The 22,879-nt window shown below is 68.9% G+C and carries 16 protein-coding genes, 1 tRNA gene and 1 pseudogene; 7 read left to right on the top strand and 11 right to left on the bottom strand.

Annotated elements, in window-relative coordinates; translation table 11 throughout:
- Positions 1–131 precede the first annotated feature (131 nt).
- Together ACXYMW_RS09615 and ACXYMW_RS09610 are read right to left on the bottom strand one after the other, a co-directional pair.
- Entirely contained in the window at positions 132–1,313 is a 1,182-nt protein-coding gene (locus tag ACXYMW_RS09615; RefSeq protein ID WP_459035097.1) for a sensor histidine kinase, read from the bottom strand.
- 351 nt (positions 1,314–1,664) lie between these two features.
- Positions 1,665–2,890, bottom strand: a protein-coding gene (locus ACXYMW_RS09610; RefSeq protein ID WP_459035096.1) for an IS3 family transposase whose coding sequence is annotated in 2 segments (ribosomal slippage) — positions 1,665–2,548 and positions 2,548–2,890 — 1,227 coding nt in all. Because the reading frame shifts where the segments join, the coding sequence is not laid out codon by codon here.
- A gap of 361 nt (positions 2,891–3,251) precedes the next feature.
- Here ACXYMW_RS09610 and ACXYMW_RS09605 point away from each other — a divergent pair.
- The 4 genes and pseudogenes from ACXYMW_RS09605 (at position 3,252) to ACXYMW_RS09590 (ending at position 10,839) form a co-directional block, all read left to right on the top strand.
- A complete protein-coding gene (locus ACXYMW_RS09605) occupies positions 3,252–6,935 on the top strand; it encodes a DUF4011 domain-containing protein (protein WP_459035095.1) in 3,684 nt (1,227 codons plus the stop codon).
- Entirely contained in the window at positions 6,932–8,524 is a 1,593-nt protein-coding gene (locus ACXYMW_RS09600) for an AAA domain-containing protein (RefSeq protein WP_459035094.1), read from the top strand. The genes ACXYMW_RS09605 and ACXYMW_RS09600 overlap by 4 nt, the downstream gene beginning before the upstream one ends.
- Positions 8,525–8,677: 153 nt before the next feature.
- Positions 8,678–8,951, top strand: a pseudogene (locus tag ACXYMW_RS09595) (transposase); the annotation flags it as partial.
- A 244-nt stretch (positions 8,952–9,195) separates the two neighbouring features.
- Positions 9,196–10,839: a DNA recombination protein RmuC gene (locus ACXYMW_RS09590; protein ID WP_459035093.1), complete on the top strand. Its 1,644-nt coding sequence runs from the start codon at positions 9,196–9,198 to the stop codon at positions 10,837–10,839.
- A gap of 90 nt (positions 10,840–10,929) precedes the next feature.
- Here the strand turns inward: ACXYMW_RS09590 and ACXYMW_RS09585 are convergent.
- The 9 genes from ACXYMW_RS09585 to ACXYMW_RS09545 form a co-directional block, all read right to left on the bottom strand.
- A tRNA-Thr gene (locus ACXYMW_RS09585) sits at positions 10,930–11,005 on the bottom strand.
- 58 nt (positions 11,006–11,063) lie between these two features.
- Positions 11,064–11,450: a Na+/H+ antiporter subunit G gene (locus ACXYMW_RS09580; RefSeq protein WP_459035092.1), complete on the bottom strand. Its 387-nt coding sequence runs from the start codon at positions 11,448–11,450 to the stop codon at positions 11,064–11,066.
- Positions 11,447–11,731, bottom strand: a complete 285-nt coding sequence (locus tag ACXYMW_RS09575; RefSeq protein WP_459035091.1) for a K+/H+ antiporter subunit F — start codon at positions 11,729–11,731, stop codon at positions 11,447–11,449. Before ACXYMW_RS09575 ends, ACXYMW_RS09580 begins: the two co-directional genes overlap by 4 nt.
- Positions 11,728–12,228, bottom strand: coding sequence for a Na+/H+ antiporter subunit E (locus ACXYMW_RS09570; protein WP_459035090.1), 501 nt, complete (start codon positions 12,226–12,228; stop codon positions 11,728–11,730). The genes ACXYMW_RS09575 and ACXYMW_RS09570 overlap by 4 nt, the downstream gene beginning before the upstream one ends.
- Position 12,229: 1 nt before the next feature.
- Complete coding sequence (locus tag ACXYMW_RS09565; protein ID WP_459035089.1) at positions 12,230–13,906, bottom strand: monovalent cation/H+ antiporter subunit D; 1,677 nt, start codon at positions 13,904–13,906, stop codon at positions 12,230–12,232.
- Positions 13,903–14,265 carry a Na+/H+ antiporter subunit C gene (locus ACXYMW_RS09560; RefSeq protein WP_459035088.1) on the bottom strand — a complete coding sequence of 121 codons (363 nt, stop codon included), beginning with the start codon at positions 14,263–14,265 and terminating at the stop codon, positions 13,903–13,905. Before ACXYMW_RS09560 ends, ACXYMW_RS09565 begins: the two co-directional genes overlap by 4 nt.
- Position 14,266: 1 nt before the next feature.
- The gene (locus ACXYMW_RS09555; protein WP_459035087.1) at positions 14,267–17,125 is read right to left on the bottom strand and encodes a monovalent cation/H+ antiporter subunit A; all 2,859 of its coding nucleotides are present in this window, start codon (positions 17,123–17,125) and stop codon (positions 14,267–14,269) included.
- Between the two features lie 647 nt (positions 17,126–17,772).
- Positions 17,773–18,558, bottom strand: coding sequence for a sensor histidine kinase (locus tag ACXYMW_RS09550; protein WP_459035086.1), 786 nt, complete (start codon positions 18,556–18,558; stop codon positions 17,773–17,775).
- Positions 18,555–20,018, bottom strand: a complete 1,464-nt coding sequence (locus tag ACXYMW_RS09545; protein WP_459035085.1) for an extracellular solute-binding protein — start codon at positions 20,016–20,018, stop codon at positions 18,555–18,557. Before ACXYMW_RS09545 ends, ACXYMW_RS09550 begins: the two co-directional genes overlap by 4 nt.
- 115 nt (positions 20,019–20,133) lie before the next feature.
- On the opposite strand from ACXYMW_RS09545, the gene ACXYMW_RS09540 reads away from it, so the two are divergent.
- The 3 genes from ACXYMW_RS09540 to ACXYMW_RS09530 are packed head-to-tail and all read left to right on the top strand — an operon-like array spanning position 20,134 to position 22,368.
- The gene (locus ACXYMW_RS09540; protein ID WP_459035084.1) at positions 20,134–21,582 is read left to right on the top strand and encodes a histidine kinase dimerization/phospho-acceptor domain-containing protein; all 1,449 of its coding nucleotides are present in this window, start codon (positions 20,134–20,136) and stop codon (positions 21,580–21,582) included.
- Positions 21,542–21,907: a sensor histidine kinase gene (locus ACXYMW_RS09535; RefSeq protein ID WP_459035083.1), complete on the top strand. Its 366-nt coding sequence runs from the start codon at positions 21,542–21,544 to the stop codon at positions 21,905–21,907. Before ACXYMW_RS09540 ends, ACXYMW_RS09535 begins: the two co-directional genes overlap by 41 nt.
- A complete protein-coding gene (locus ACXYMW_RS09530) occupies positions 21,904–22,368 on the top strand; it encodes a response regulator (RefSeq protein WP_459035082.1) in 465 nt (154 codons plus the stop codon). Before ACXYMW_RS09535 ends, ACXYMW_RS09530 begins: the two co-directional genes overlap by 4 nt.
- The last annotated feature ends 511 nt before the right edge of the window (positions 22,369–22,879 follow it).

Genomic DNA, 22,879 nt, shown 5'->3' with positions numbered 1-22,879 from the left:
GGGGATTCCTCGGCGAGAAAATCGGCGCGGCTGGTCTCGCTATGGCAAGCTAACGCCGCTTGGCTGGGCATCAACCACAAGCTCGCTGTGTCACGGCTACCGGTGTAAGGCGGTCACAATGGTGCGTTCGATTAAAAGTTCGAGGATAAGTGGGATCGCTCGAACCTGCTCTCGGCCCTTGGCGCCCCATCCAACTCAACTGGCAGCTTTACGGTAAATCGCGCACCACCGCGTTGGCTCCGTCCCCAGGTCACCTTGGCCTCGAGCTTCTGGGCCATCGCCTGAAGAATGGCCATGCCGAGGCCCTTGCTCTTGTTTGGATCGAAGTCTTCCTGAAGGCCGGGGCCGTCATCGTCGATCTCGAGCTGGAAATACCCCTCCGCCTGTTCGCCTCGAAGTCCGATGCGTCCGGCGCCGCTCTTGACCGAGTTCAGCACCAGTTCCGTTACCAGATGCCCGATCGGGACCAGTCGGTCCCGGGCCAGATTCAATGAGGGACATTCCACCTCGATCAGGCCACCTTGCGGGCACAGCGGAAAAAGCTCGCGGCTGAGCACCTGGAGAAACAGAGCCAAGTCTCCGTGTTGGGCGAGACCAGGCAGGCTCTGCTGGATCTGCCGGTGGGCTTGCGCAATGGCGCCGATGCGCGCGGCGATGTCCTTCAGCTCTGCTGCTGTCTGTCCGGAATGCTGCGCCGCCTTTCGCCGCGCGACCGAGGATATGAGTTGCAAGCTGTTCATGACACGGTGCTCGACCTCCCCGGCCATGAGTTCCTTTTCCCGCATCTCACGGCGAAGCGCCTCGTTTGTGGCGATGGCCTCGCGCCTCAGCTCAAGCTCATCCATGACCACCGCCGCCAGATTTTGAAGAATGGCGGTTTGCTTTGGCGTGATCTCCCGCGGCGCTCTGTCGATGACGCAGAGCGTGCCGAGGCCATGCCCGTCATGGGTTCTGAGCGGAATGCCGGCGTAGAAGCGAAGTCCGAACTCGCCTGCGACGAGCGGGTTGGACAGTGCCGCCGGCGCGACGGACGCGTCGGTCAGAATCCACGGTCCGTCCTGCAGGATCGCCGAGGCGCAAAGCCCCGGGTCACGGGGGATTTCCTCTACCCCATCCAACCCTGTGTGACTCTTGAACCAGATGCGGTCCTCGTCAACGATCGAGATGATCGCGATCGGGGTCTCCAGTAGCTCCGCGGCCAGGCTCGCGATCCGATCGAAGGCCCCGTCCGGCGGCGTATCCAGCACGGCATATCTGCGCACTGCGGAAAGGCGCGCAGTCTCAGCATCGTGTGACAGGATGACGTGTTCCAAGATAATGCTCTCTCCCCTTGAGCCGTCCTATCCAGGATGACGGGCCGGAGCAGCCTTGGCAAACTTAGTTTCCAGAACCTCGTCCCCCGTTTACCCTCCAGGAGGGCACGGCACGACCCCTGTATAGGCCACTCATCGTGCCGCCTACAGCGCTAAGCGGCCATCTACTTCACATACGGGGAACGGCCGCTCGCCCGCTCCGCCACGGCATCGCGAACGGCCCTCAGCGGACTTCTGAAATGTGGCGCGGGGGCGGCGGCTGGTGACCCATAGCTGTCATTCATCAAACTCCAACGGTCCTTCCAGCGTCACATTCGACGGAACTGGTCTTGCCCCCGTTTCACCGGACACTCAGGCGGTTGCGGTTTGAGCTGCGATGAATTCGCGGGGCGAGCGCATCTTCAGCCCTGAGTGCGGATGATGGGTGTTGTAGTCCTCGAACCAGTCGGCGAGCAACTCGAGGGCGGTGACCGCATCCGGCAGCGGTGTGACATGGATGTAGTCGCGCTTCAGCGTTTTCACGAAAGCCTCCGCGATGCCATTGCTCTGCGGGCTCTTCACCGGCGTGTAGCAGGGCTTCAAGCCGAGCTGCCGGGCGAAGATGCGGGTGTCCCTGGCGACGTAGGGCGAGCCGTTGTCGCTGAGCACCTCAACCGGATGCGGCGTGCGGTAGCCCCCGAAGCGGGTCTCGACGGCCCCCAGCATCATGTCGCGGATGTCCGAGCCGCTGATGCCGGCGTTCACCACGGCCCGCCAGGCGATGATCTCCCGGTCATGCGCATCGATGATGAAGGCCCCTCGAACCACATCGCCATTCCAGCATGTGAACTCGAAGCCGTCCGAGCACCAGCGAATGTTCGAGCGCATGGTGATGACCTTGCCCTCATGAAACTGCTCCGGCCGCTCGGTGTATCTGCGAGCCAGCAGAAGGTCGTGCGCCTGCATGATGCGGTAAACCCGTTTGTGGTTCACGGGCGCGGCGCCTTCGGCCCGGAGCCGCCGGTTCAGAACCGCCGCGATGCGCCTGTAGCCATAGGTCGGTCGTGCCGCCACGATCGCCGTGATCAGCGGAAGCATCACCGCGTCTTGCGCTTTGTGATAGCGCCGACGCGGCTTCGCGCTCCCGTTCAGCCGGGCATTCAGGTTCGAGCGGGAGACGCCCAGCGTCTCGGCCACGGCCTTCACCGGGAACCGCCCTTCGGCTGCGACTGCGCGAGCCAGATCGGTTTTTTTGAGCGCGACTTGTCCAGGGCTTCCTTGAGGATCTCGACCTCGAGCGTCTTGCGCCCGAGCTGCCGCTCCAACTCGCGGATGCGCTCTTCCATCTGTCGGACGGCGCGGTTGCTGGTGACATCGTCATCTCCGGACACGGCCACGGCTCCCCCATCCAGCATCAGGCGCCGCCAACGATACAACAAGTTTGCCGCCACGCCATTGCGGCGCGCGACCAACGAGATGCTGGCGCCCTCCTCCAGCGTCTCCTCGACGATCCGAAGCTTCTCGGCCGAGGACCAGCGGCGCCTGCGGCCGCCGTCGGTGATGATCTCATAGTCAGACATAAGCACGTGCTTAGGCATATACCCAAGCCTCCATGGTTATGCCCAAGTGTCCGGTCGAAACGGGGGCCAATTCACCTTCCCTCATGCTGAGTAGGCACGTCCCCACAACAGAAGAGCGACTATGAACCATCTCGAGCACTCATCGCGAGACGAGAAAGCAAGGCTACCCCGGAGGTAGGCAAGTCCGCCCGATGACCGAAAACCCACCCCCGTCCGACGGAATCCGGCCCCCGCAAGAAAACAGAGAGCACACCAGAGCGCGCACCATTGACAGGATCGACCTTATGGGTTGCATTTCAAGCAGCCGTATATTGCCGATTTCCTTTGGATTATGGAGTTTTGGCCAATATCCCGGTAACCATTGCACGGGGATCAAGAGATGAATAAAGCTGGCTCCGGCGTTGAATTTGATAACGCCACAACATCCCGCCAGACAAGCCCAGAGATAGAGAGTGTCGTTCGCGCTCGCGTTGAGCACCTTCGGGCACGCCTGCTCGACAGCTCCCGGCGAAATCCCCTGATCCAGGTTCCGTTCCGCAAGAATTCTTCCAGCCTGATCCGCTTTGTCGACGAGCTTCCGGACGTCCTTGCCGAGAGGCTGAGCAGCCAGATCTCCATGCGCCTCGCGGCACTCCCGCCAATCGACGAGCCCCTCCCCGATGAAAGCACCGATGCCTTCCTCGACGCGCTCGAGATCGCGCGCACCAGCGACGTCGCCTACCTCGCCGCATCGGCCGAGCTCGACCCGACCGATCCGGACTATGCCCAGAAGGAGATCGAACTCGAGCGGGAGCTAAAGGACCGGGTCAGGGAGGAGCTGGGCCTGCCGAAAAGGCAGACAGAGGAAAACCCGTCCCTCGCCGAGCACGCCCGCGCGCACGACATCTCCCCGAGCTACATTCTCCCCCTGGCCTCCGATGCCCACGAGGACGGGCGGCACGACGACAGTGATATCCAGACCCTCCTCCTCCCCGATCGCCTGGAGCGGGTCAGCAGGTCGCTGCATGACCGCGGACACGCCTTCGAGCGAGAGACCGGCGTGAACGTGCTGCATGCCGCATTCGGCATTCTGGAGTGGAGCGAGCCGGGGTCGAGCCGAAGCCCCGCCCTGTCGCCCCTCCTGCTTCTCGAGATCCGCATGGAGCGCAAGAAGGCACCCGGTGGCGCCGAGTATCACATCTGCGGCGAAAACGAGCTCTCGCTCAACACGACCCTTGCCCAGACCCTGTCCGCCCAGTTCGGTCTCGAGTTGCCCCCATTCGAAGGCGGGTCCGTCGAAGACTACTTCCAGCAGGTCTCCGACCTGGCCCCCAAGGGATGGCACTGGGCCCTGCGCCGCGAGGCGCTGGCCGGTGTCTTTCCGTCCAGTCGGATTGCGATGTATCGAGATCTCGAGCCCGAGAACGGGCCGGTGGTCGAGAGCCCGCTCGTTCAATCGATGCTCTCCTCGGTCGGAGGCGGCGGCGCCAGCTATGCTGAGGACTACGATACAGACGACCCGGAGATCGAGCGCTGCGTGCCGCGCCTCATCATGGATGCCGATGCCTCGCAGTTCTCCTCTCTCGTCGATGTGGCAAACGGGTCCAACGTGGCCATTGAAGGTCCTCCCGGATCAGGGAAAAGCCAGACGATCGTCAACCTGATTGCCTCGGCGATGGCCGACGGTAAGCGGGTCCTCTTCGTGGCCGAGAAGCTGACGGCGCTCGACGTGGTGCGCAACCGCCTCGATGCAGCCGGCCTCGGAGAGTTCATCCTCCCCCTGCAAGCCGGGCGTGGATCGCGCGATGCGGTCTTCCAGAGCCTCGAGGACCGGATCGGCATGGAGCGTCCGCGTTCGGGCTCTGCCGCCGCCCACAAGGCACGCCACGAAGCCCTCTGCCGGCGTCGCGAGGAGATGCAGCTGCACCTCGACACCCTGGGCACCAAGATGGGTCAGACCGGCCTTACGGTTCACGAGGCCCTCGGACAGGCCATCGCCACCGCCCGGCATCTCGACGGGTTGCCGCGCGACATCCGCCGGATCAGGCTCACGGCACCCGAGCAGATCGACCCCGAGACGCGCGAGTCGATCCTCGCTGACGCGAAGATGGTTTTCGACCGGCTTGGCGGCGCCGGGCACATCGCCCCCTTCTGGCGGCGAGCACGGCAAGCGCCCCTGCGGGTCGACGAGGCCGAGGACCTCGCCACGGATCTGCTGACCCTTGCGCGCGGCATCGAGGCCTTCCGCCGCTTCGCGGCCAAGGAGGTCGCATGCGCCTTCCTTCCCGATGAGCCGATCGACGCCGATCCGGGCGCGACGATCGAAGCGCTGAAGGTGCTCGGGGAGAACGAGACGATCGACCCCGAGATCGCCCGCGGCCTGCTCGACGACGCCTTCCGGCAGGCGGCCGAGGAGGCCTGCGAAGCACGTGATGATGAGCAGCAAGCAAGCCAGGATCTTGCCAATCTACTGCGCGATCCGGAGGCCGAGGACGTGGATGAGCTTCTGGCCGCGGCCCGAGAGTTCGCCGAAGCCGACGAGGGCGAGATTGCCCCCAAGGCCATCCACGAAGAGGTCCGCGAGCTTGAAGAGAGCTGCGAGGGCATGGCGCACAAGCACGCCCTCGCCGCTGGCCTACCGGCGCGCTGGGCCGAGCAGGCCTGCCAGGCCGGCGCCACGCTTGCCGACCTGAGGCTGGACGCCGAGATGCTTCTGCGCACCCCCGAAGCCATTCTGGCCCGCCGGCAGCCCGACGACGCGCGCACCACGCCGGCCCTCGCCCGGGAGGCCGCCACGACGCAAAGAAAGCTCGCCTCCGATCTCGCGGCTCTCCAGAAGGACCTCCCCACTGCGGGCAGCCACCAGACGCGTGAGATCTCCGCAGCCGCCAATGCCATCGAAGAGGCCGGCATGTTCCGGTTTTTCTCCCAGACCTACAAGTCGGCCTGGAATTTCTTCCGCGACGACCTCGGCGGCAACCCCAAGTCTGACCGCGGCATCGCCGCGGCCCGCCTGCGCGACTACGCCGCTTGGGCCGAGCGCCGCGACAGCTTCGCCGGGGAGGTGCGCTTCACCACGGCGCTGGGCACGCTCTTTTCCGGCCTCGACAGTGATGCCACCCAACTCGAGGCGCTGGCCAGTTTCCACGAGACCGTCGCACGCATCAGCCAGGGCGATGAGCGACTGCGCTACGCTCTCGAGGCCGCACCCCTCGATCCCGTGCGGGACTTCGCGAGCGAGCCTGACATGCCCAGCTCGTTGATCCAGGAACTCGCCAAGCAGATCGAGGAATCGCGCGCAGACCTGTCAGAGGCGCGCGAAGACCTCGAAGAGGCGCGGCGCATCTGCGCTCGCTTCCATGATGCACCCTGCCTTGACCTGGAGCTGATCGACCGCGCGATCGACGCCCGACGGCGCATCCAGGCGTCTCGCCGGGCATTCGAGGCCTCGCCGGCCCGCATGCTCCTCGAGGCGCAGCCCGACACGGAGGTTCTGCGCGCGGCGATCGCCGTTGCCGGCGCCATCAAGACCCTGCCCGACGCCGAGGTCGCTCTCGAGGCACTCGGCTCCGGGAGGATCGCCGAGATCATCGAAAGCGCCCAGCGTCTATTCGACAAGCAGGGCAGCCTCCAAGAAGAGGCCGCCTCGATCGCAGGCGAGCTCGATCTTCCCGACCCGCAGGAACGCGGGCCCTTGCGCCTTCTCGCAGACCGCGAGGCGGAGATCGAGGCAGCGGTGGCCGCGCCACAGGGGCTCGCAGTCTCGCCGCGCTCGAGGCGCGCGAGCTGGGCGCTCTCACGGACTGGGTTCAGTCCAGCGAGGGTGCCGCGCACCTCGGCGACCTCGTCGAGATCACCGACGCCATCATCGCCCGCAGCCTCACAGATTACATCCAAGCCCGGCACGGCGCCATTCTCGATGCCCGGGACGGGGCCGATCTCGACCGGCTGCGCTCCGAGATCGCCTCCATCGACGCCGATCTCACGCGGCTCGCGCGCGACGCCATCCGGGAGGATTTGCTCGAGCGCAGCGCGCCGCCCGCAGGCAATGGCACGGGCAAGGTGGGCACCTACACCGAGATGAGCCTCATTCGGCATGAACTTACCAAGGTGCGTAACCGGATCGGCGTGCGCAGCCTCACCTCGCGCGCCGGCGCGGCACTGATCGATCTCAAGCCCTGCTGGATGATGTCGCCTCTCGCGGTGGCGCAATACCTGCGCAGCGGCTTCGCCTTCGACCTCGTCGTCATCGACGAGGCCTCGCAGATGACGCCCGAAAATGCGCTGGGCGCAATCATGCGGGCGCGCCAGTTGGTCGTCGTCGGCGACACCAAGCAGCTGCCGCCCACGAGCTTCTTTTCCAAGGTGCTCGACGATTCCGACGAGGACGAGGACGCCCGCACCGACAGCGAAAGCATCCTCGACATGGCCAACACCACCTTCACGCCGGTGCGCCAGCTGCGCTGGCACTACCGCTCGCGCCACCCCAATCTGATCGCCATCTCCAACAAGATGGTCTACGACGATCAGCTCACGATCTTCCCCGCGGCCCGTGACAACGATCCCGACCTGGGCGTCGAGCTTGTTGAGATCGAGGGTGAGTATCGCAAGGGGCGCAACATTCCCGAGGCCCATGCCATCGTGCAGGGCGCCGTCCAGCACATGCGCGATCATCCCGAGAGATCGCTCGGCATCGCCACGATGAACAAGGATCAGACCGAGCTCATCATGGCCGAGTTCGAGCGCGAGCGGGCGCGCCACCCGCATGTCGAGGCCTATATCGATCGCTGGGCCGAGCGGGACGACGGGCTCGAGGAGTTCTTCGTCAAGAACCTCGAGACGATCCAGGGCGACGAGCGCGACGTGATCATGATCTCCACGCTCTACGGACCCGACGCGGAAACCGGCAAGGTCTACCAGCGCTTCGGACCCGTGAACTCCGTGCACGGCCACCGGCGCCTCAACGTGCTCTTCTCCCGCGCCAAGGAGAAGATCGTGACCTACACCTCAATGAAGCCCACGGATATCCAGGCGGAAGGCAAGGCCTACGGGGTGGCCATGCTGCGGGCCTGGCTCGAGTTCTCGCGAACCGGCCAGATCACCGAGATCCAGACCGAACGGAAATCGACCGACAGCCCCTTCGAGGATTTCGTCATCTCCCAGATCGAGGCGGCCGGATACGAGGCCGTGCCGCAGGTGGGTGCATCGGGCTACCGGATCGACATCGGCGTCCGGCATCCAAGCTGGCCCTACGGCTTCATCCTGGCCGTGGAATGTGACGGTGCACCCTTCCATTCCTCGCGCTCGAGCCGCGACCGAGACCGGCTTCGCCAGCAGGTCCTCGAAGGCCTTGGCTGGCACTTCCATCGCATCTGGTCGACCGATTGGTTCCGCGACCCGCGCCGCGAGATCGAAAAACTGCGCACAGCCCTTGATGCGGCCCTCGAGCGGGCCAAGGCCGAAGAGGCGCAACGCCAGGAAGACCGTGCCGCGGCGGCAGAGCGCGCCCGGCGCGCCGCCGAAGAGGCCGCTAAGCGGGCGGCGGAGCTTGAGGCGAAGGTGGGCGAGGAGACCGATGAGAGCGCCCAGGGGCAGCTCTTCGATCTCGCATCCACGCCACCGGCCGAGGAGCAGGCCCCGAACGCTCCGGAGGCGAGTAGCGCCACCTCGTAAGCCTATCGCAATGAGCACCCACGCCAGCCCGGGGACACCTTCGGGCTGGCACCCCTCAATGGCTCCCGGAGGGCTGTAAACGGTCCAATCTTCCGGGAATGCCTCTCATTCCCGCCTCCGGCCTCCCGCGGCAGGAAGGCTTGCGTCTGGGACATGGCTGAGGTGCTGCATGGCCAAGGCATGCCGGTCGCCGATGCGGTGAGCCAAGTCGGCATAACGCAGCAGAGCTACCACAGGTGGCGAAGGCAATATGGCGGCATGAGCCAGAGCCAGCTGAAGTGGCTGAAGGAACTTGAGAAAGAGAACCAGCGGCTTAGACGGGCGGTCTCCGACCTGACACTCGACAAGCTCATCCCGACCGAGTCTGCACGGGAAACTTCTAAGCCCCTTGCGCCGACGCCGGTGCATCGACCATGTGAGGCAGGAGGGTGGCTTGGGGGTCGAAACCTGAGTGTCAACGCGTAACAAAAGTGGGTCCGTAACACTGTTACAAATTGACATGTAACCTACTGATAAATATATATCCCTTGAAAATTCAATCCTGTCCAGCAGCACCACCTTCCCCCTTCCGCGAGATCGCCCCCGGGTCCGGCAGCTGCCGTTGACGCCGGAGCACCCCGCCGCCATCCTGCCGGCGAGGCACGAAGGTTTCCGTTTTCAGGGCATTCCACATGCAATTTATCGAGCAATATCAATCGGTCATCCTGCTGGCCATCCTGGCGGCGCTGGTCATCGCGGGGCTCGCGCGAATGCTGGGCGGGCGCCGCGCCGCCGGCCCCGATCCGGCGATGCAGCGCGAGAACACCGAGCTGCAGACCCGGCTGGCGACGCTGGAACGCCAGCACGGCGCGCTCGAGGATGCCCGGGCGGGGCTGCAGGACAGGCTGGGCGCGGCGCAGGCCGAGATCGCCAGCCTGACGGTCGAGCGCGACGGCGCCCGGCAGAGCCTCGCCGAGGAGCGCGCCCGGCTCGAGGCGGCGGTGGCGCGGCTCGAGGCCGGCGCCGCCGAGCGCGAGGACCGCCATGCCGCCGCGCTGGAGGAGCTGCGCCGCGACCGCGAGGCCGCGCTCGAGGCGCAGCGCCGGGCCGCCGAGGCGGCGCGCGGGGAGGCCGCGGCGGAGCGCGCTGCGCTGGCCGACCAGCTGCGCCAGCTCGACGCCACGCGCAGCCGGCTCGAGGCCGAGCTGGCGGCGCAGAAGGAGAGCCACGAGCGGCTGCGCGCCGAAACCGAACGCAACCGCGACCAGTTCGTGCAGCATTTCCGCAACATCTCGTCCGAGCTGCTCGACAGTCAGCGCAAGCAGACCACCGAGTTCCAGCGCGGCGAGCTCGAGAAGGTGATCGAGCCCTTCAAGGTCGAATTGACCGGCCTGAAATCGAACCTCAAGGAGCTGCATGACCGCTCCGAGAGCCAGCGCAAGGAGCTGGGCGGCCAGATCGCGCTGATGCAACAGCAGGCCTCAAAGCTGTCCGACGACGCCCACGCCCTCGCCGTGGCGCTGCGCGGCGAGAAGAAGCGCCAGGGCGATTGGGGCGAAACCATCCTCGACCGCATCCTCGAGGTGGCGGGGCTCGTCGAAGGCACGCATTTCACCCGCCAGGGCAGCGTGACCAATGCCGAGGGCCGCCGCCTGGTGCCCGACATCGTGGTGCACCTGCCGCAGGACCGCGACGTGGTGATCGATTCCAAGGTCTCGCTGAACGCCTACAGCGACCTGGTGAACGCCCAGGACAAGGAGGCGGAGGCGGCGGCGCTGAAGCGCCACGCGGCGGCGGTGCGGGCGCATTGCCGGGCGCTCGGCGGCAAATCCTACGACGATCTGGGCTACCAAACGGTGGATTCGGTGCTGATGTTCATGCCGGTGGACGGCGCGCTGACCGCGGCGCTGAGCCAGGATTCCGACCTGATGATCCAGGCCGCCGAACAGGGCGTGCATCTGGTCACGCCGGCGACGCTGATGCCGATCCTGAAGATCGTCGATCACCTCTGGACCATCGAGCAGCGCAACCGCAACGTCGAGGACATCGTCGAACGCGCCGGGCGGCTGCACGACAAGTTCGTGCTGGCGGTCGAATCTGTGCAGGCGATCGGCCAGCATCTCGACAAGGCGGTGGGCGCGCATGGCGAGGCGCTGAACCGGCTGTCGCAGGGTTCGGGCAACGTGCTGCGCCAGGTCGACCAGCTGCGCCGGCTGGGCGCCAAGACCCGCAAGACGCTGCCCTCGGAGCTTCTGGAGATGGCCGACGAGCCGGACCCCGAGGAGCAGGCGCCGGACGCGGCCGGCGACCGCGACCGCTCGGTTCCGGCCGAGTGAGGCGGGCGGGGCACCGCCCTCCCCCGTGGCCGGCGCGCGGGCCGCGGGACAGGTCCCCCGGGCGCGGCTATCTGCGTATGGTGTGGGACGTGGTGCCGGCAGAGGGACTCGAACCCCCGACCCCGAGATTACAAATCACGTGCTCTACCAGCTGAGCTATACCGGCCTGGTGCCGCCCTCCTAGACCGCCGGGGGCAGCGGGGCAAGGGCCCCTGCCCCGCCGGTCAGGGTGTCTTGGGCGCCTCGTCGGCATCCGCGCCCGGCGCGTCGAGCACCGCCCAGGTGGCGTCGCGCGGCGGCGCCGGCGGGTCGATGCAGCGACGCTGGTGCAGGTGCACCTTGGCGATGAAATGCGCCGAGATCGGCGCCGTGACGAACAGGAAGGCCATGATCAGGATCTCGTGCAGCGAGCCCTCGTGATGCACGAAGGCGCGCAGCATCGACGCGGCGAGCAGGGCGCCGACGCCCAGCGTGCCGGCCTTGGTCGGCGCGTGCAGCCGCTTGGTCGGGTCGTCGAGCTTCAGGAGCCCGAAGGACCCGATCAGGGTGAACACGGCGCCGATCACCAAGAGCGCCGCGATGGCGAGGTCGGCAATCTCGATGAGGGTCATTCGATCAGGTCTCCCCGCAGCACGAAGCGGCAATAGGCCACCGTCGAGACGAAGCCCAGCATCGCCACGATCAGCGCCGCCTCGAAGTAGATCTGCGTGCCCTGGGCGATGCCCAGCAGCACGATCAGGCCGATGGCGTTCAGCACCATGGTGTCGAGCGCGAGGATGCGGTCGCCGGTCCACGGCCCGATGATCAGCCGCACCATGGCGAGAACCTGCGCCAGCGACACCGCGGCGAAGGCGCCGTAGAGCGCGAGTTCGGCAAGGCGGTCGGCGGTCATTCGAAGATCTCCTTCAACCGGCGTTCGTAGCGGCGCTTGATGTCGTCGCGCACCGCCTCCGGGCTGTCGGCGTCGAGCGCGTGGACCAGCAGCGAATGGCCCTCGCTCGAAAGGTCCGCCGACACCGTGCCCGGGGTCAGGGTGATGGTGCCGGCGAGGATGGTGATCGCCTCGGGCGTGCGGATGTCGAGCGGCACCACCACCCACATCGAGCGCATCTTGGAATTCGAGCGGGTCAGCACGATCCAGGCCACCACCACGTTGGCCACGAAGATGTCCCAGATCACCACCAGCGAGTAGAGGAACATCTTCCAGGGGTTGATGTGGCGCGGCGCATCCGGCCAGTACGGGTAGCTCACCTGCGGGATCAGGATGCCCAGAAGCACGCCCAGCACCACCGCGTTCACCCCGAAGGAATTGGTCAGGATGCAATAGGTCAGGGCGAGCAGGATCGACAGGTAGGGATGCGGCAGGATCCGCCGGAACAGGCGCGTCATCTCAGTGGCCTCCCTCGTCCTCGGCGACGCCGTCGCCATCGCCGTGATCGCCCGACGAGCCGCCCGCCTCGCCGCCGCTCCCGGACGTGTCACCGGCGTCCTTGCTCTTCTTCTTGATCTCCTTGCCCGGGCTTTCCAGCACGGTGGAGATGTAGGGCGCCGGGGCGAAGAGCTGCGCCGCGGTGGCCTGCATCACGCGCATCGCCGGCCCGGCGAAGACGGTCTGCAGCGCCAGCAGCCCCAGCAGCAGCCCGATGGCGATCAGCGGCAGCGGCGAGATGCGCTCCAGCACCGGGGCCGGGGCGGACTCCGTGTTGTCCATCTCGGTGCCGGGATCGTCCGGCCCGCAATCGACCTGGCGCGCCTTCCAGAACACCGTGGAGCCGGCCCGGGCGAAGCCCACCACCGCGATCAGCGAACCCGACAGCACCACCGCCCAGACCCAGACCATGCGCTCGGTGCCGAAGGCCGCGTCGAGGATCAGAAGCTTGCCGATGAAGCCCGAGAGCGGCGGCAGCCCGGCCTGCGCGATGGCGGCGGCGAAGAACAGCCCGGCCAGCAGCGCGGCGCCGGCGAAGGGCCGCGCCGGCACCAGCCGGCCGCCGCCGCTGCGGTTGCCCTCGACGAGGTCGGCGATCAGGAACAGCGCCGCCGTGGCGAGGGTGGAATGCACCGCGTAGTAGAGCGCCGCCGCCACGCCCTCGGGCGTCAGCATCGCCACCGCGCTCATCAGCATGCCCATCGAGCCCACCACCGAGAAGGCCACCAGCCGGTCGAGCCGGCGCGCGCCCAGCACCCCGATCATGCCGATGGCGAGGCTGAGCAGCGCCAGCGGCTGCAGCCAGAGATCGAACAGGCCCTGCGTGGCCTCGAGATCGGGCGGGAAGACCAGCGTGATGACCCGGATGATGGCATAGGCGCCGACCTTGGTCATGATCGCGAAGAGCGCCGCCACCGCGCCCGGCGCCTCGGCATACGACGAGGGCAGCCAGAATTGCAGCGGCACGATCGCCGCCTTGACCAGGAACACCATGATCAGCAGCACCGCGGCGACCCGGATGCCGGCATTGGCCTCCGGCCCGATGGAGGCGACGCGGCCGGCGAGATCGGCCATGTTGAGGGTCCCGGTCTCGGCGTAGAGGGTGCCCAGGGCGAACAGGAACAGCGTCGAGCCGAGCAGGTTGTAGAGCACGTATTGCGTGCCCGCCTTCACCCGCCGCGTGCCGCCCGAGAAGATCATCAGCCCGTAGGAGGCGATGAGCAGCACCTCGAAGAACACGAAGAGGTTGAAGACGTCGCCGGTCAGGAAGGCGCCGTTGATGCCCATGATCTGGAACTGGAAGAGCGGGTGGAAGCCGCGGCCCCGCGCGTCCCAGTCGCTGCCCATCACGTGCAGCAGCACCAGCACCGCCAGCGCCGAGGTCAGCAGCAGCATCAGCGTCGATAGCCGGTCGGCCACCACCACGATGCCGAAGGGCGCCTCCCAGTCGCCGAGCTGGTAGAGCGTCACGTGGCCGTCCGAGGCGCCGACGAACAGCCCCAGCGCGACGGCGAGCACCGACACCGCGCCGGCCATCGAGAAAGCGCGCTCGATGCGGAGGTGATGCCGGGTGACCAACAGCATGAAGGCGGCCAGCAGCGCCGGCAGCACGACGGGCGCGATGATCCAGTGGCTCATGGGCGGGCCTCGTTCTCGCGCGGGGTGCCGGTCTCGCCGGGCAGGTCGTCGACGTGGTCGTCATCGGCGCCGAGATAGGCGCCCAGCGCGATCACCACGACCACCGCGGTCATCCCGAAGGAGATCACGATGGCGGTCAGCACCAGCGCCTGCGGCAGCGGATCGGTGTAGCGCTCCACCCCGTCGTTGAGGATCGGCGGCGCGCCGACGGTGAGCCGGCCCGAGGCGAACAGGAAGACGTTCACCGCGTAGGTCAGCAGCGACATGCCGACGATGACCGGGAAGGTGCGCAGACGCAGCACCAGGTAGAGCCCGGCCGCGGTCATCACGCCGACGGCGCTGGCGACGATCAGTTCCATGTCAGTGGTCTCCTCCGGCGGTGCTGTCCCGCGACGGGTCGATGTCCATGGCGTATTCGCTCGGCACCGCGGCGCTGCGCCGCGCCAGGCGCGAGAAGCTCTCGAGCGACAGCAGCACCGCGCCGACCACCGCGAGGAACACGCCGAGGTCGAACAGCGCCGCGGAGGCGATCTCGAATTCGGTGAGCAGCGGCGGGTCGACATAGCCGAAGGACGAGGTCAGGAATTCGTGCCCGGTGAACCAGGCGCCGATGCCGGTCAGCCCGGCGATCAGCACGCCGGCGCCGACGATGGCGTGGTAGGCGAAGCGCTGGCGCTCGGCCGCCCAGGTGAAGCCCGAGGCCATGTATTGCATGACCACCGCCACCGCCGCCACCAGACCGGCGATGAAGCCGCCGCCGGGCAGGTTGTGGCCGCGCAGGAAGATGTAGACGCCGACCAGCAGCACCACCGGCATGATCACCCGGGTCAGCACCACCATCATCAGCGGGTGGCGGTCGCCGGCCAGCGACCGGTCGGGTTCGCGGTTCAGCAGCCGGGCGCGGACCGGCCCGGACAGCAGCGCCTCGGTGAGCCCGAAGATGACCAGCGCCGCGATGCCCAGCACGATGATCTCGCCGAAGGTGTCGAAGCCGCGGAAATCCACCAGGATGACGTTGACGACATTGGTGCCGCCGCCGCCGTAATAGGAATTCTCGAGGTGGTAGTCCGAGATCGTCGGCGCGGCGAAGTCGCGCAGCAGCAGGAAGAAGCACAGCGCCGCCGCGGAGGCGCCGCCGGCGATGGCGATCAGCGCGTCGCGCAGGCGGCGCCCGGCGGAGCTTTCGCGCGGCGTCTCGTTGGGCAGGAAGTTCAGCGCCAGCAGCATCAGCACCACGGTCACCACCTCGACCGAGATCTGCGTCATGGCGAGGTCGGGGGCGCTGAAATAGGCGAAGCCCACCGACACCATGGTGCCGATGATGCCGACCAGGATCAGCGCGCCGAGACGGTTGCGGTGGTGCAGCACCAGAAAGCCGCAGGCGGCGACCAGCATCAGCCAGCCGGCCGCCGCGACGGCGCTCGGCGTACTGGCGCCGCGCGCCAGTCCGGCGGCCTCGCCGGTCACGAAGGCATAGGTCCCGGCGGCGATGACGGCGGCCGCGAAGATCGCGGCATAGCGCGTGAAGGCGCCGTTGTGCAGCCCGTGGGTGACGCGCCGCGCCAGCCCGACGGCCCCGGCGATCACCGCGTCGAAGATGGTCTTGGCCTCGGGCCGCGGGGTGCCGTCCCAGCCCTTTTGCAGCCAGCGGTGCAGCAGCAGCAGGACGAGGCCGCCGAGCACCGCCACCGCCGACATGTAGAGCGGCACGGTGATGCCGTGCCAGATCGCCAGGTGGTAGCCCGGCACCTCGGCCGCGCCGCCCAGCACCGCGCCGGTCACCGCCTTGACCAGCGGCTCGGCGAGGAACGGCGCGAGGCCCAGCACCACCACGATCACCGCGAGCAGCGCCGGCGGCAGCCACATCCCGGCATTGGGGTCGTGCGGCGTCGACGGATAGTCGTCGCGCACCGGGCCGAAGAAGGTGTGCCAGATGAAGCGGAAGGAATAGGCGGCCGAGAACAGCGCCCCGAACACCGCCACCGCCGGCACCAGCCAGTCGGGGCCGTAGAGCTTGGTGTGCAGCGCCTCCTCGAGCATCATCTCCTTGGAGACGAAGCCGTTGAAGAGCGGGATCCCGGCCATCGACAGGCCGCTCACCACGGCGATCGCGAAGGTGACCGGCATCAGCTTGCGCAGCCCGCCGAGGCGGCGGATGTCGCGGGTATGGGCCTCGTGGTCGACGATGCCCGCGCACATGAAGAGCGCCGCCTTGAAGCTCGCATGGTTGAGGATGTGGAACACCGCGGTCATCGCCCCGAAGGCGGTGCCGGTGCCCAGCAGGAAGGTGATCAGGCCGAGATGGCTGACCGTGGAGAAGGCCAGCAGCGCCTTCAGGTCATGCTTGAAGAGCGCGATCACCGCGCCCACGCACATGGTCACCAGACCGGCGGTGGAGACGGTGTAGAGCCAGGCCTCGGTGCCCGACAGGACCGGCCACATCCGCGCCATCAGGAAGATCCCGGCCTTCACCATGGTCGCCGAATGCAGGTAGGCCGAGACCGGCGTCGGCGCCGCCATGGCGTGCGGCAACCAGAAGTGGAACGGAAACTGCGCCGATTTGGTGAAGGCGCCGAGCAGGATCAGGATCAGCGCCGGCAGGTAGAGGTCGGATTGCTGGATCAGCTCGCGGTTCTCGAGGATCACCGTCAGGTCGTAGCTGCCGACGATCCGGCCCAGCAGCAGCATGCCGCCGATCATCGCCAGCCCGCCCATGCCGGTGGTGGCCAGCGCCATGCGGGCGCCCTGCCGGCCCTCGGGCAGGTGCTTCCAGTAGCCGATCAGCAGGAAGGAGGACAGCGAGGTCAGCTCCCAGAAGACCAGCAGGAGCAGGATGTTGTCGGACAGCACGATGCCCACCATGGCGCCCTGGAAGAGCAGCAGGTAGCTGAAGAACTCGCCCATATTGTCGTTGCGCGACAGGTAGTAGCGCCCGTAGGCGATGATCAGCAGGCCGATGCCGAGGATCAGCGCCGCGAAGAAGAAGCCCAGCGGGTCGAGGAACAGCGTGGCGTTGAGCCCGAGATCGGGCAGCCATTCGGCCCGCGCCGTCACCGTCTCGCCGCGCAGCATCGCCGGCAGGTGCGACAGCAGGCCTGCCAGCGCGGTCAGCGTCACCGCGAGCGTGCCGGTGGCGCAGGCCTTGCGCCCGGCGCCGTTGAGAAGCCCGGGCAGCAGGGCACCGAGAAACGGAAGTACAACGAGGATAAAGAGCGACACCGGGGCTCCTGACCGTGACCGGGGTTTCGTGGCGCCCCGATTACTGCGAAAGTTTCGCCCGAGGCTCAAGGGGCCGCGGCGCGAATTCCTCGCCAGTCGCCTCGGCGCGGGCGGGCCCGCCGGGCACCGCGCGGTCCGACAAGGCCGCGGCGCCGCGCCCCGGCCGGCGCCGCATCGCAGGCCGCCGCCGCGACCACGCGCCGCAACGCCTCTGCCCGACGCGCGGCGGTTTCCCGCCCCGATGCGTCGCGCCTGCCCCGCCCGACGCGCCCATGCGCGCGGTCCGAGGCACCGTGGCTGTCCTGCCCAATGCGCCCGTTCGCGCGGTCCGAGGCGTCGCGCCTGCCCCGCCCGACGCGCCCATTCGCGCAGTCCGAGGCGTTGCGCCTGCCCAGGCCGACGCGCCCAATTGCACAGTCCGAAGCGTTGCGCGTGCCGCGCCCGACGCGCCGCGGGAGCCTTGTGTCGCGCGGTGCCTTGTGCCACCCGGCGCGGATCACCCGCCGCCGCGCCGGGCGCGCGGCCTCGGCGCGCTCAACGCCGGCCCCGGACGGCGCCGGGTGCAGGGCGCTTGCGCCCGCGCCCGCGCCGCAACCGCTTTCCGTCGCGCCCGCGTGCCGCTGCTCCTTGGAGACGGCCGGGGCGGGTCAGCCCTCGGTCCGGAACAGCGGCAGGGCCACGTGCAGCAGCGTGCCGCCGCGCCGCCCCGGCGCGAGGAACTCCGCCTGGCCGCCGTAATGCCGGGTGATGCGGCGCAGCACCGCCAGCCCCATCCCGGCACCGTTGTCGACATCGCGCGAGACCAGCTTGACCAGCGGCTTGAAGACGGATTCGCGGTCCGCCTCGGCGATCCCGGGGCCGTTGTCGCGGATGTAGAGGTGCCAGCGATGCGTGCCGACGCGGCCAATCACGGTGATCCGGCTGGCGCCGTGGCCGTGCCGCGCAGCATTGACGATGGGGATGGCGAACACCCGCCGAAGGTCGGTGATGCCGATCGGCACCCGGATCTGCGGCAGGCGCACGCGGATCGACAGGGTCCGGGCCTCGGGCAGGCCCTCCAGCACCTCCTCGAGCACCCGCTCGACGCTGCAATATTCGTGCGTCTGCAGCCGCCCGACGCGGGAATATTCCAGCAACCCGCTGATCAGGAGGTCGAGCCGCCTTGCATGCCGGCCCATCAGGTCGAGCGTGCGCGCGGTGTCGCCCGGCAGCGCGATGCCGGCGTTCTCGAGATCCTCGGCGAACCAGACCGGCAGTTCGGTCAGGGCGCGCACCGAAGCCCGCAGATCGTGCGAAAGCCGGTAGACCAGTTCGTCGGTCGGGTCCTGCCGCGCCTCGTCCGGGATCGCCCCGCCGATGATGATCGGCTCGCAGGCAGTCTCGGCGGGCAGGGCGGCGTCGCTCCGGAACATGGCGGCACTGGCTTCGGTCATTGCTTGCTCTCCTCGTTAAAATCGGTCGCGATGCCGCGGGCGGCGGCGCCGGTCGTGTCGCGCAGGCTGCTGCGGAGATCGTCGGGGTAGCGCGCCCGCAGCGCGCGCCAGCGCTCCGCCTGGCGGGCCCGGCCGGTGCGGTGGGTCAGCAGGTCCCAGCTTTCGGCGATGCGCGCCAGCGCCCGGCCCGGCGTGACCTCGCCGTCGAGCGCCAGCCGCAGCCAGCGTCCCAGGGTGGCGAAGTAATCGTTGCGGCGCGCCAGGTAGAGGTCGGGCATGGCCTGCTGCAGCCCGTTGCGGTGCACCTCGAGGAAGGCCGGCGAATAGACCTCGCGGATGCGGGCATCGTGGTAATGCTCGCGGCGGAACGGGTCGAAGAAGCCGCCGGCCTGGCGCACCGCCAGGGTGGAGACCCGGGCGCTGGCGGCGTGCAGGCAGAACCGGTAGGCGCGGTCGGGATCGCGGCAATGCCGCGCCACGACGTAGCTCCAGCCCCAGTTGAAATAGGAGACCGGGTGGTGGCGCCCGTCCCAGGACCCGCCCGGGGTGGCCGCGACGACGACCCGGTCGCGCATCCGGCCATCCGGGCCGCGCAGGTACTTCTGTGTCCCGCCCCAGCCGAGATTGGCATAGACATCGCCGCGGTCGTAGCGCCGCCAGTTCGCGCCCAGGGCCGAGATCGCGCCGGCCTGGTGGGCCTCGCTGGCAATCATCTCCTCGAGCGCGGCGCGGCCCTCGGCGCCGGCGATCTGCGGCGCCATGTCGGGGCCGAAGGGCCAGATTCCCTTGGCGTGGAAGCGCAGCCACCATTCCCAGCCAAGATAGTTCGGGCTGCGCACCATGGCGCCGCCATAGCGCCCGGCCTCCGGAGCGTGGAAGAACGCCATCTGCCGGTCGAAGGCGGTCCAGTCGCGGGGCGGCGCCAGCGCCTCGCCGAAGCGGTCGGCATAGCGGGCGGCGAGGTCGCGATCCTCCATCATGTCGCGGTTGTAGAAGGCGAGATAGACGTCGCCGTCGGTCTGGTAGCCGTAGAGCCGGCCGTCGAACCGGTCGCCGTTGCGGTACAGCATGGAGCGGGTGAATTCCGCCGGCTCGTGCCGGGCGGCGTGGCTGTCGAGCGGCAGGATGGCGCCGGCCTCGGCGAGGTCGGGGATGCCGTAGGTCGCCGGCAACGCCACGTCGAAGCGCAGCCGCGGCGCCACCGCCTCGAGCAGGATGGCGGTGTTGATCTCCTCGGTGGGCACCGAATGCAGCTCCGCCCGGATGCCGTGCGCGGCCTCGAAGCTGCGCACCACGGGCCGCAGGTTGGCCTCGCTGCCCTCGGGCATCAGCACCCGCAGCGGCGACGCCGCGCTCGGCGCGCCGCGCGGACGGCGGTCCGCCGCCGCGGCCGGCAGCCCGCCCGCCGCCCCGAGCGCGGCCAGTCCGGCGAGCAGCGTCCTGCGTGTCTGAGCGGGCATCCGAGAATCTCCGTCGCGGCAATCGGGGCCCAGATTGCGCCGTGGATTTTAACGTCCGGTAAACAATTTCAGAGGATTACTGCCGAAGCGGAGGCTGCTGCGGAGGTCGGCCCGGATGACATTGGTGCGCAAGCTGAGGCTCTGCCTGGCGGTCACCGCGCTGCTCCTGGTCGGGCTCGGCGCCGCCGGCGCGGTGCAGGTCGACCGGCTGGCGCGCAACCTGCGCCAGCTCGAGGCCACCACCGTCCCGGCGCTCGACCAGGTGGTCCGGCTGACCCGGCATGCCGCCGCGCTCGGCGATCTCGAGCGTCAGGTGCGCAACGCCGCCGACGCCGCGGCGCTGGCCGACCTCGCCGGGCTGGCCGAGGCGACGCTGGGCGAGCTCGAGCGCACCCTGCTGGCCGGGCCGGGGGGCGCGGGCGCCGCCACCGGCGCGCTGGCCGAGGATCTCGCCGGCGCCTTCGCCGCGGCGCTCGAGGCCCGGCGCCGGAGCTTCGAGCTGCAGCGCCAGCGCAATGCCAGCTGGAGCACCGCCCAGGACGCGCTCGACGCGGTCGGCGCCATCGTCGAGCCCGATGCCACGCGCGCCATGCTCGGCATCCACCGCGCCGCCCTGATCGACCCGACCGCCGTCGACGTGGTCGAGGCGGTGGGCGAGGTCAATCTCCACCTCACCGCGCTGGTGCAGCTCACCAACCGCCTGCGCACCGCCCCGGCGGCGCGGATCGGGCCGATCGGCGCCGAGGTCTCGGACCGGCTGGAGACGCTGTCGGCGGCGCTGGCCCGGCATCCCTGGCGCGGCGACCGGGCGGCCATCGGCCAGCGGCTCTGGGACTTTTCCGAGGCCGTCACCGGCACGTCCGGGCTTTTGTCGCTGGCCCCGGCGCTGATGGACGCGCATTCGGCCGAGCGCGCCGCGATGGCGCGGCTCGGCGCCCCGGTGGCGCAGATGTCGCGCGGGCTGGAACGGGCGCTGGGCGCGGCCCGCGAGGAGCTGCTCGCCGCCAGCGGCCGCGCCGCGCAGATCGTCGAGCGGCGGCTCGGCCAGTTCACCCTTCTGGTGGCGGCGGTGGTGGTCCTGGGCGGCCTGTTCCTGTGGTGGCTGATGGAGCTGGCGCTGCTGCGGCCGCTCGCCGTGCTGACCGAGAATGCCCGCCGCATCGCCGCCGGGCGCGACGCGCTGATCGCCCTGCCGGCCCAGCGGCGCGACGAGATCGGCGCCCTGGAGGCGGCGCTGCAGCGCGCCCGCCACACCGCCGACGAGCTGCGCCGGTCCAACGAGGAGCTGACGAAATTCGCCTATGTCGCCTCGCACGACCTGCGGGCGCCGCTGCGCGCGGTACAGCATCTCGTCGAATGGACGGTGGAGGATCACGGCCCCGCCCTGCCCGCCGAGGCGCGCGCCAATCTCGATCTGGTGCGGCAGCGCACGCAGCGGCTCTCCGACCTCCTGTCGAGCCTTCTGGACTATGCCCGGGCCGGGCGCGGCCAGGATCGCCACGCTGGTCACGCCGTTCCGGACCGTGCTGCTCAACCTCGTCTCGAACGCCATGAAGCACCATGACGGCGCCACCGGGCGGATCGCCGTCCGCGCCACCCGCCGCGACGGCGGCACCCGCATCGAGGTCAGCGATGACGGGCCGGGCATTCCGTTGGCCCATCAGGGCCGCATCTTCGAGCTGTTCCAGACCCTGCGCTCGCGCGACGTGGTCGAGGGCAGCGGCCTCGGCCTGGCCCTCGTGGACAAGCTGGTGCGCGAACTCGGCGGCACGATCAGCGTGCATTCCGACCCCGAGCAGCGCCGCGGGACCACCTTCCGGCTCGACCTGCCGGCGCCGCGCGCCGCGCCGGCCCCCGGGCCGGACGCATTGAGGAGCATCGCCGCATGAGGGAACCCAACAAGGTCACCTTTCTCGTCGTCGACGACGACGAGGTCTCGGTCATGGCGATCAAGCGCGCCATCGGCAAGCTGCGCCTGACCAATCCGATCGAGGTCGCCGGCGACGGCGTCGAGGCGCTGGAGCGGCTGCGCGACCGCGGCCCGGAGCGAATCCGGCGCCCCTATATCGTCCTGCTCGACCTCAACATGCCGCGCATGGGCGGGCTGGAATTTCTCGCCACGGTGCGCCGCGACGCCGAGCTGCAGAACGCCGTGGTCTTCGTGCTGACCACCTCCGACGCCCCCGAGGACGTCGCCTCGGCCTACCAGCACAAGGTCGCGGGCTACATCCTCAAGGAGGATACGTTCGGGTCTCTGAAGAACGCCGTCGACCTGCTCGGCGCCTATATCGAGATCGTCCAGCTGCCGCGGCAGGCCGCCGAACTGGCCCTCGGCCCCTCCGGCGCCTGACCCCGGCCGGACGCCCCGCGCGCCGCCGCCCGCGGACCCGACCGACGGGCGGACCGCCGCTCCGGTGCGGCGCCGCGGGCCCGCCATGCCGCAGGCGATGGCCGGGCGGTCGAGCCCGGCAGGCGCTGAGGCCCCATGCAGGGCGCCGGTATCGATGCCATCGCCGCGAACCCCTCCGATGCGCGCGAGGCGTCCCATGCGGATCGCCCACGGCGACCGTGTCAGGCGACAGCGCGGGCGGCGTGACCCGACCGGGGCGGTCCGCCCAAGGCGCCGGCGCGCTCGGACCGGGCGGCCCGGCCGGGGCGCCGATGCGGGCCGATAGCGCAGTCCGGCCGGGCTCCGGTGCGGTCCGACCGCGCCGCCTGACCGGGGCGCGGGGGACGCGGCCCGGGCGGGCGATCCCGCCAAAGCGGTCTCTCGGGGATGCGGCGCAAGCCCTTCGCACAGATGGCCGGCGCGGCCTTGCCCGACCACGACGGGTGCGGTTCGACCACGAAGGCATCGCCCA

This window comes from Roseivivax sp. CAU 1761, from assembly GCF_054482755.1.
Note: the sequence above shows the minus strand (reverse complement) of the source record. Positions and strands in the feature narration are given on the sequence as shown.

Excerpts from the sequence above, each read along its gene's own strand:
- ACXYMW_RS09605 (WP_459035095.1), top strand. The coding sequence starts at position 3,252 with ATGAATAAAGCTGGCTCCGGCGTTGAATTTGATAACGCCACAACATCC.
- ACXYMW_RS09600 (WP_459035094.1), top strand. The coding sequence starts at position 6,932 with ATGAGCCTCATTCGGCATGAACTTACCAAGGTGCGTAACCGGATCGGC.
- ACXYMW_RS09590 (WP_459035093.1), top strand. The coding sequence starts at position 9,196 with ATGCAATTTATCGAGCAATATCAATCGGTCATCCTGCTGGCCATCCTG.
- ACXYMW_RS09580 (WP_459035092.1), bottom strand. The coding sequence starts at position 11,450 with ATGACCCTCATCGAGATTGCCGACCTCGCCATCGCGGCGCTCTTGGTG.
- ACXYMW_RS09575 (WP_459035091.1), bottom strand. The coding sequence starts at position 11,731 with ATGACCGCCGACCGCCTTGCCGAACTCGCGCTCTACGGCGCCTTCGCC.
- ACXYMW_RS09570 (WP_459035090.1), bottom strand. The coding sequence starts at position 12,228 with ATGACGCGCCTGTTCCGGCGGATCCTGCCGCATCCCTACCTGTCGATC.
- ACXYMW_RS09565 (WP_459035089.1), bottom strand. The coding sequence starts at position 13,906 with ATGAGCCACTGGATCATCGCGCCCGTCGTGCTGCCGGCGCTGCTGGCC.
- ACXYMW_RS09560 (WP_459035088.1), bottom strand. The coding sequence starts at position 14,265 with ATGGAACTGATCGTCGCCAGCGCCGTCGGCGTGATGACCGCGGCCGGG.
- ACXYMW_RS09550 (WP_459035086.1), bottom strand. The coding sequence starts at position 18,558 with ATGACCGAAGCCAGTGCCGCCATGTTCCGGAGCGACGCCGCCCTGCCC.
- ACXYMW_RS09545 (WP_459035085.1), bottom strand. The coding sequence starts at position 20,018 with ATGCCCGCTCAGACACGCAGGACGCTGCTCGCCGGACTGGCCGCGCTC.
- ACXYMW_RS09540 (WP_459035084.1), top strand. The coding sequence starts at position 20,134 with ATGACATTGGTGCGCAAGCTGAGGCTCTGCCTGGCGGTCACCGCGCTG.
- ACXYMW_RS09530 (WP_459035082.1), top strand. The coding sequence starts at position 21,904 with ATGAGGGAACCCAACAAGGTCACCTTTCTCGTCGTCGACGACGACGAG.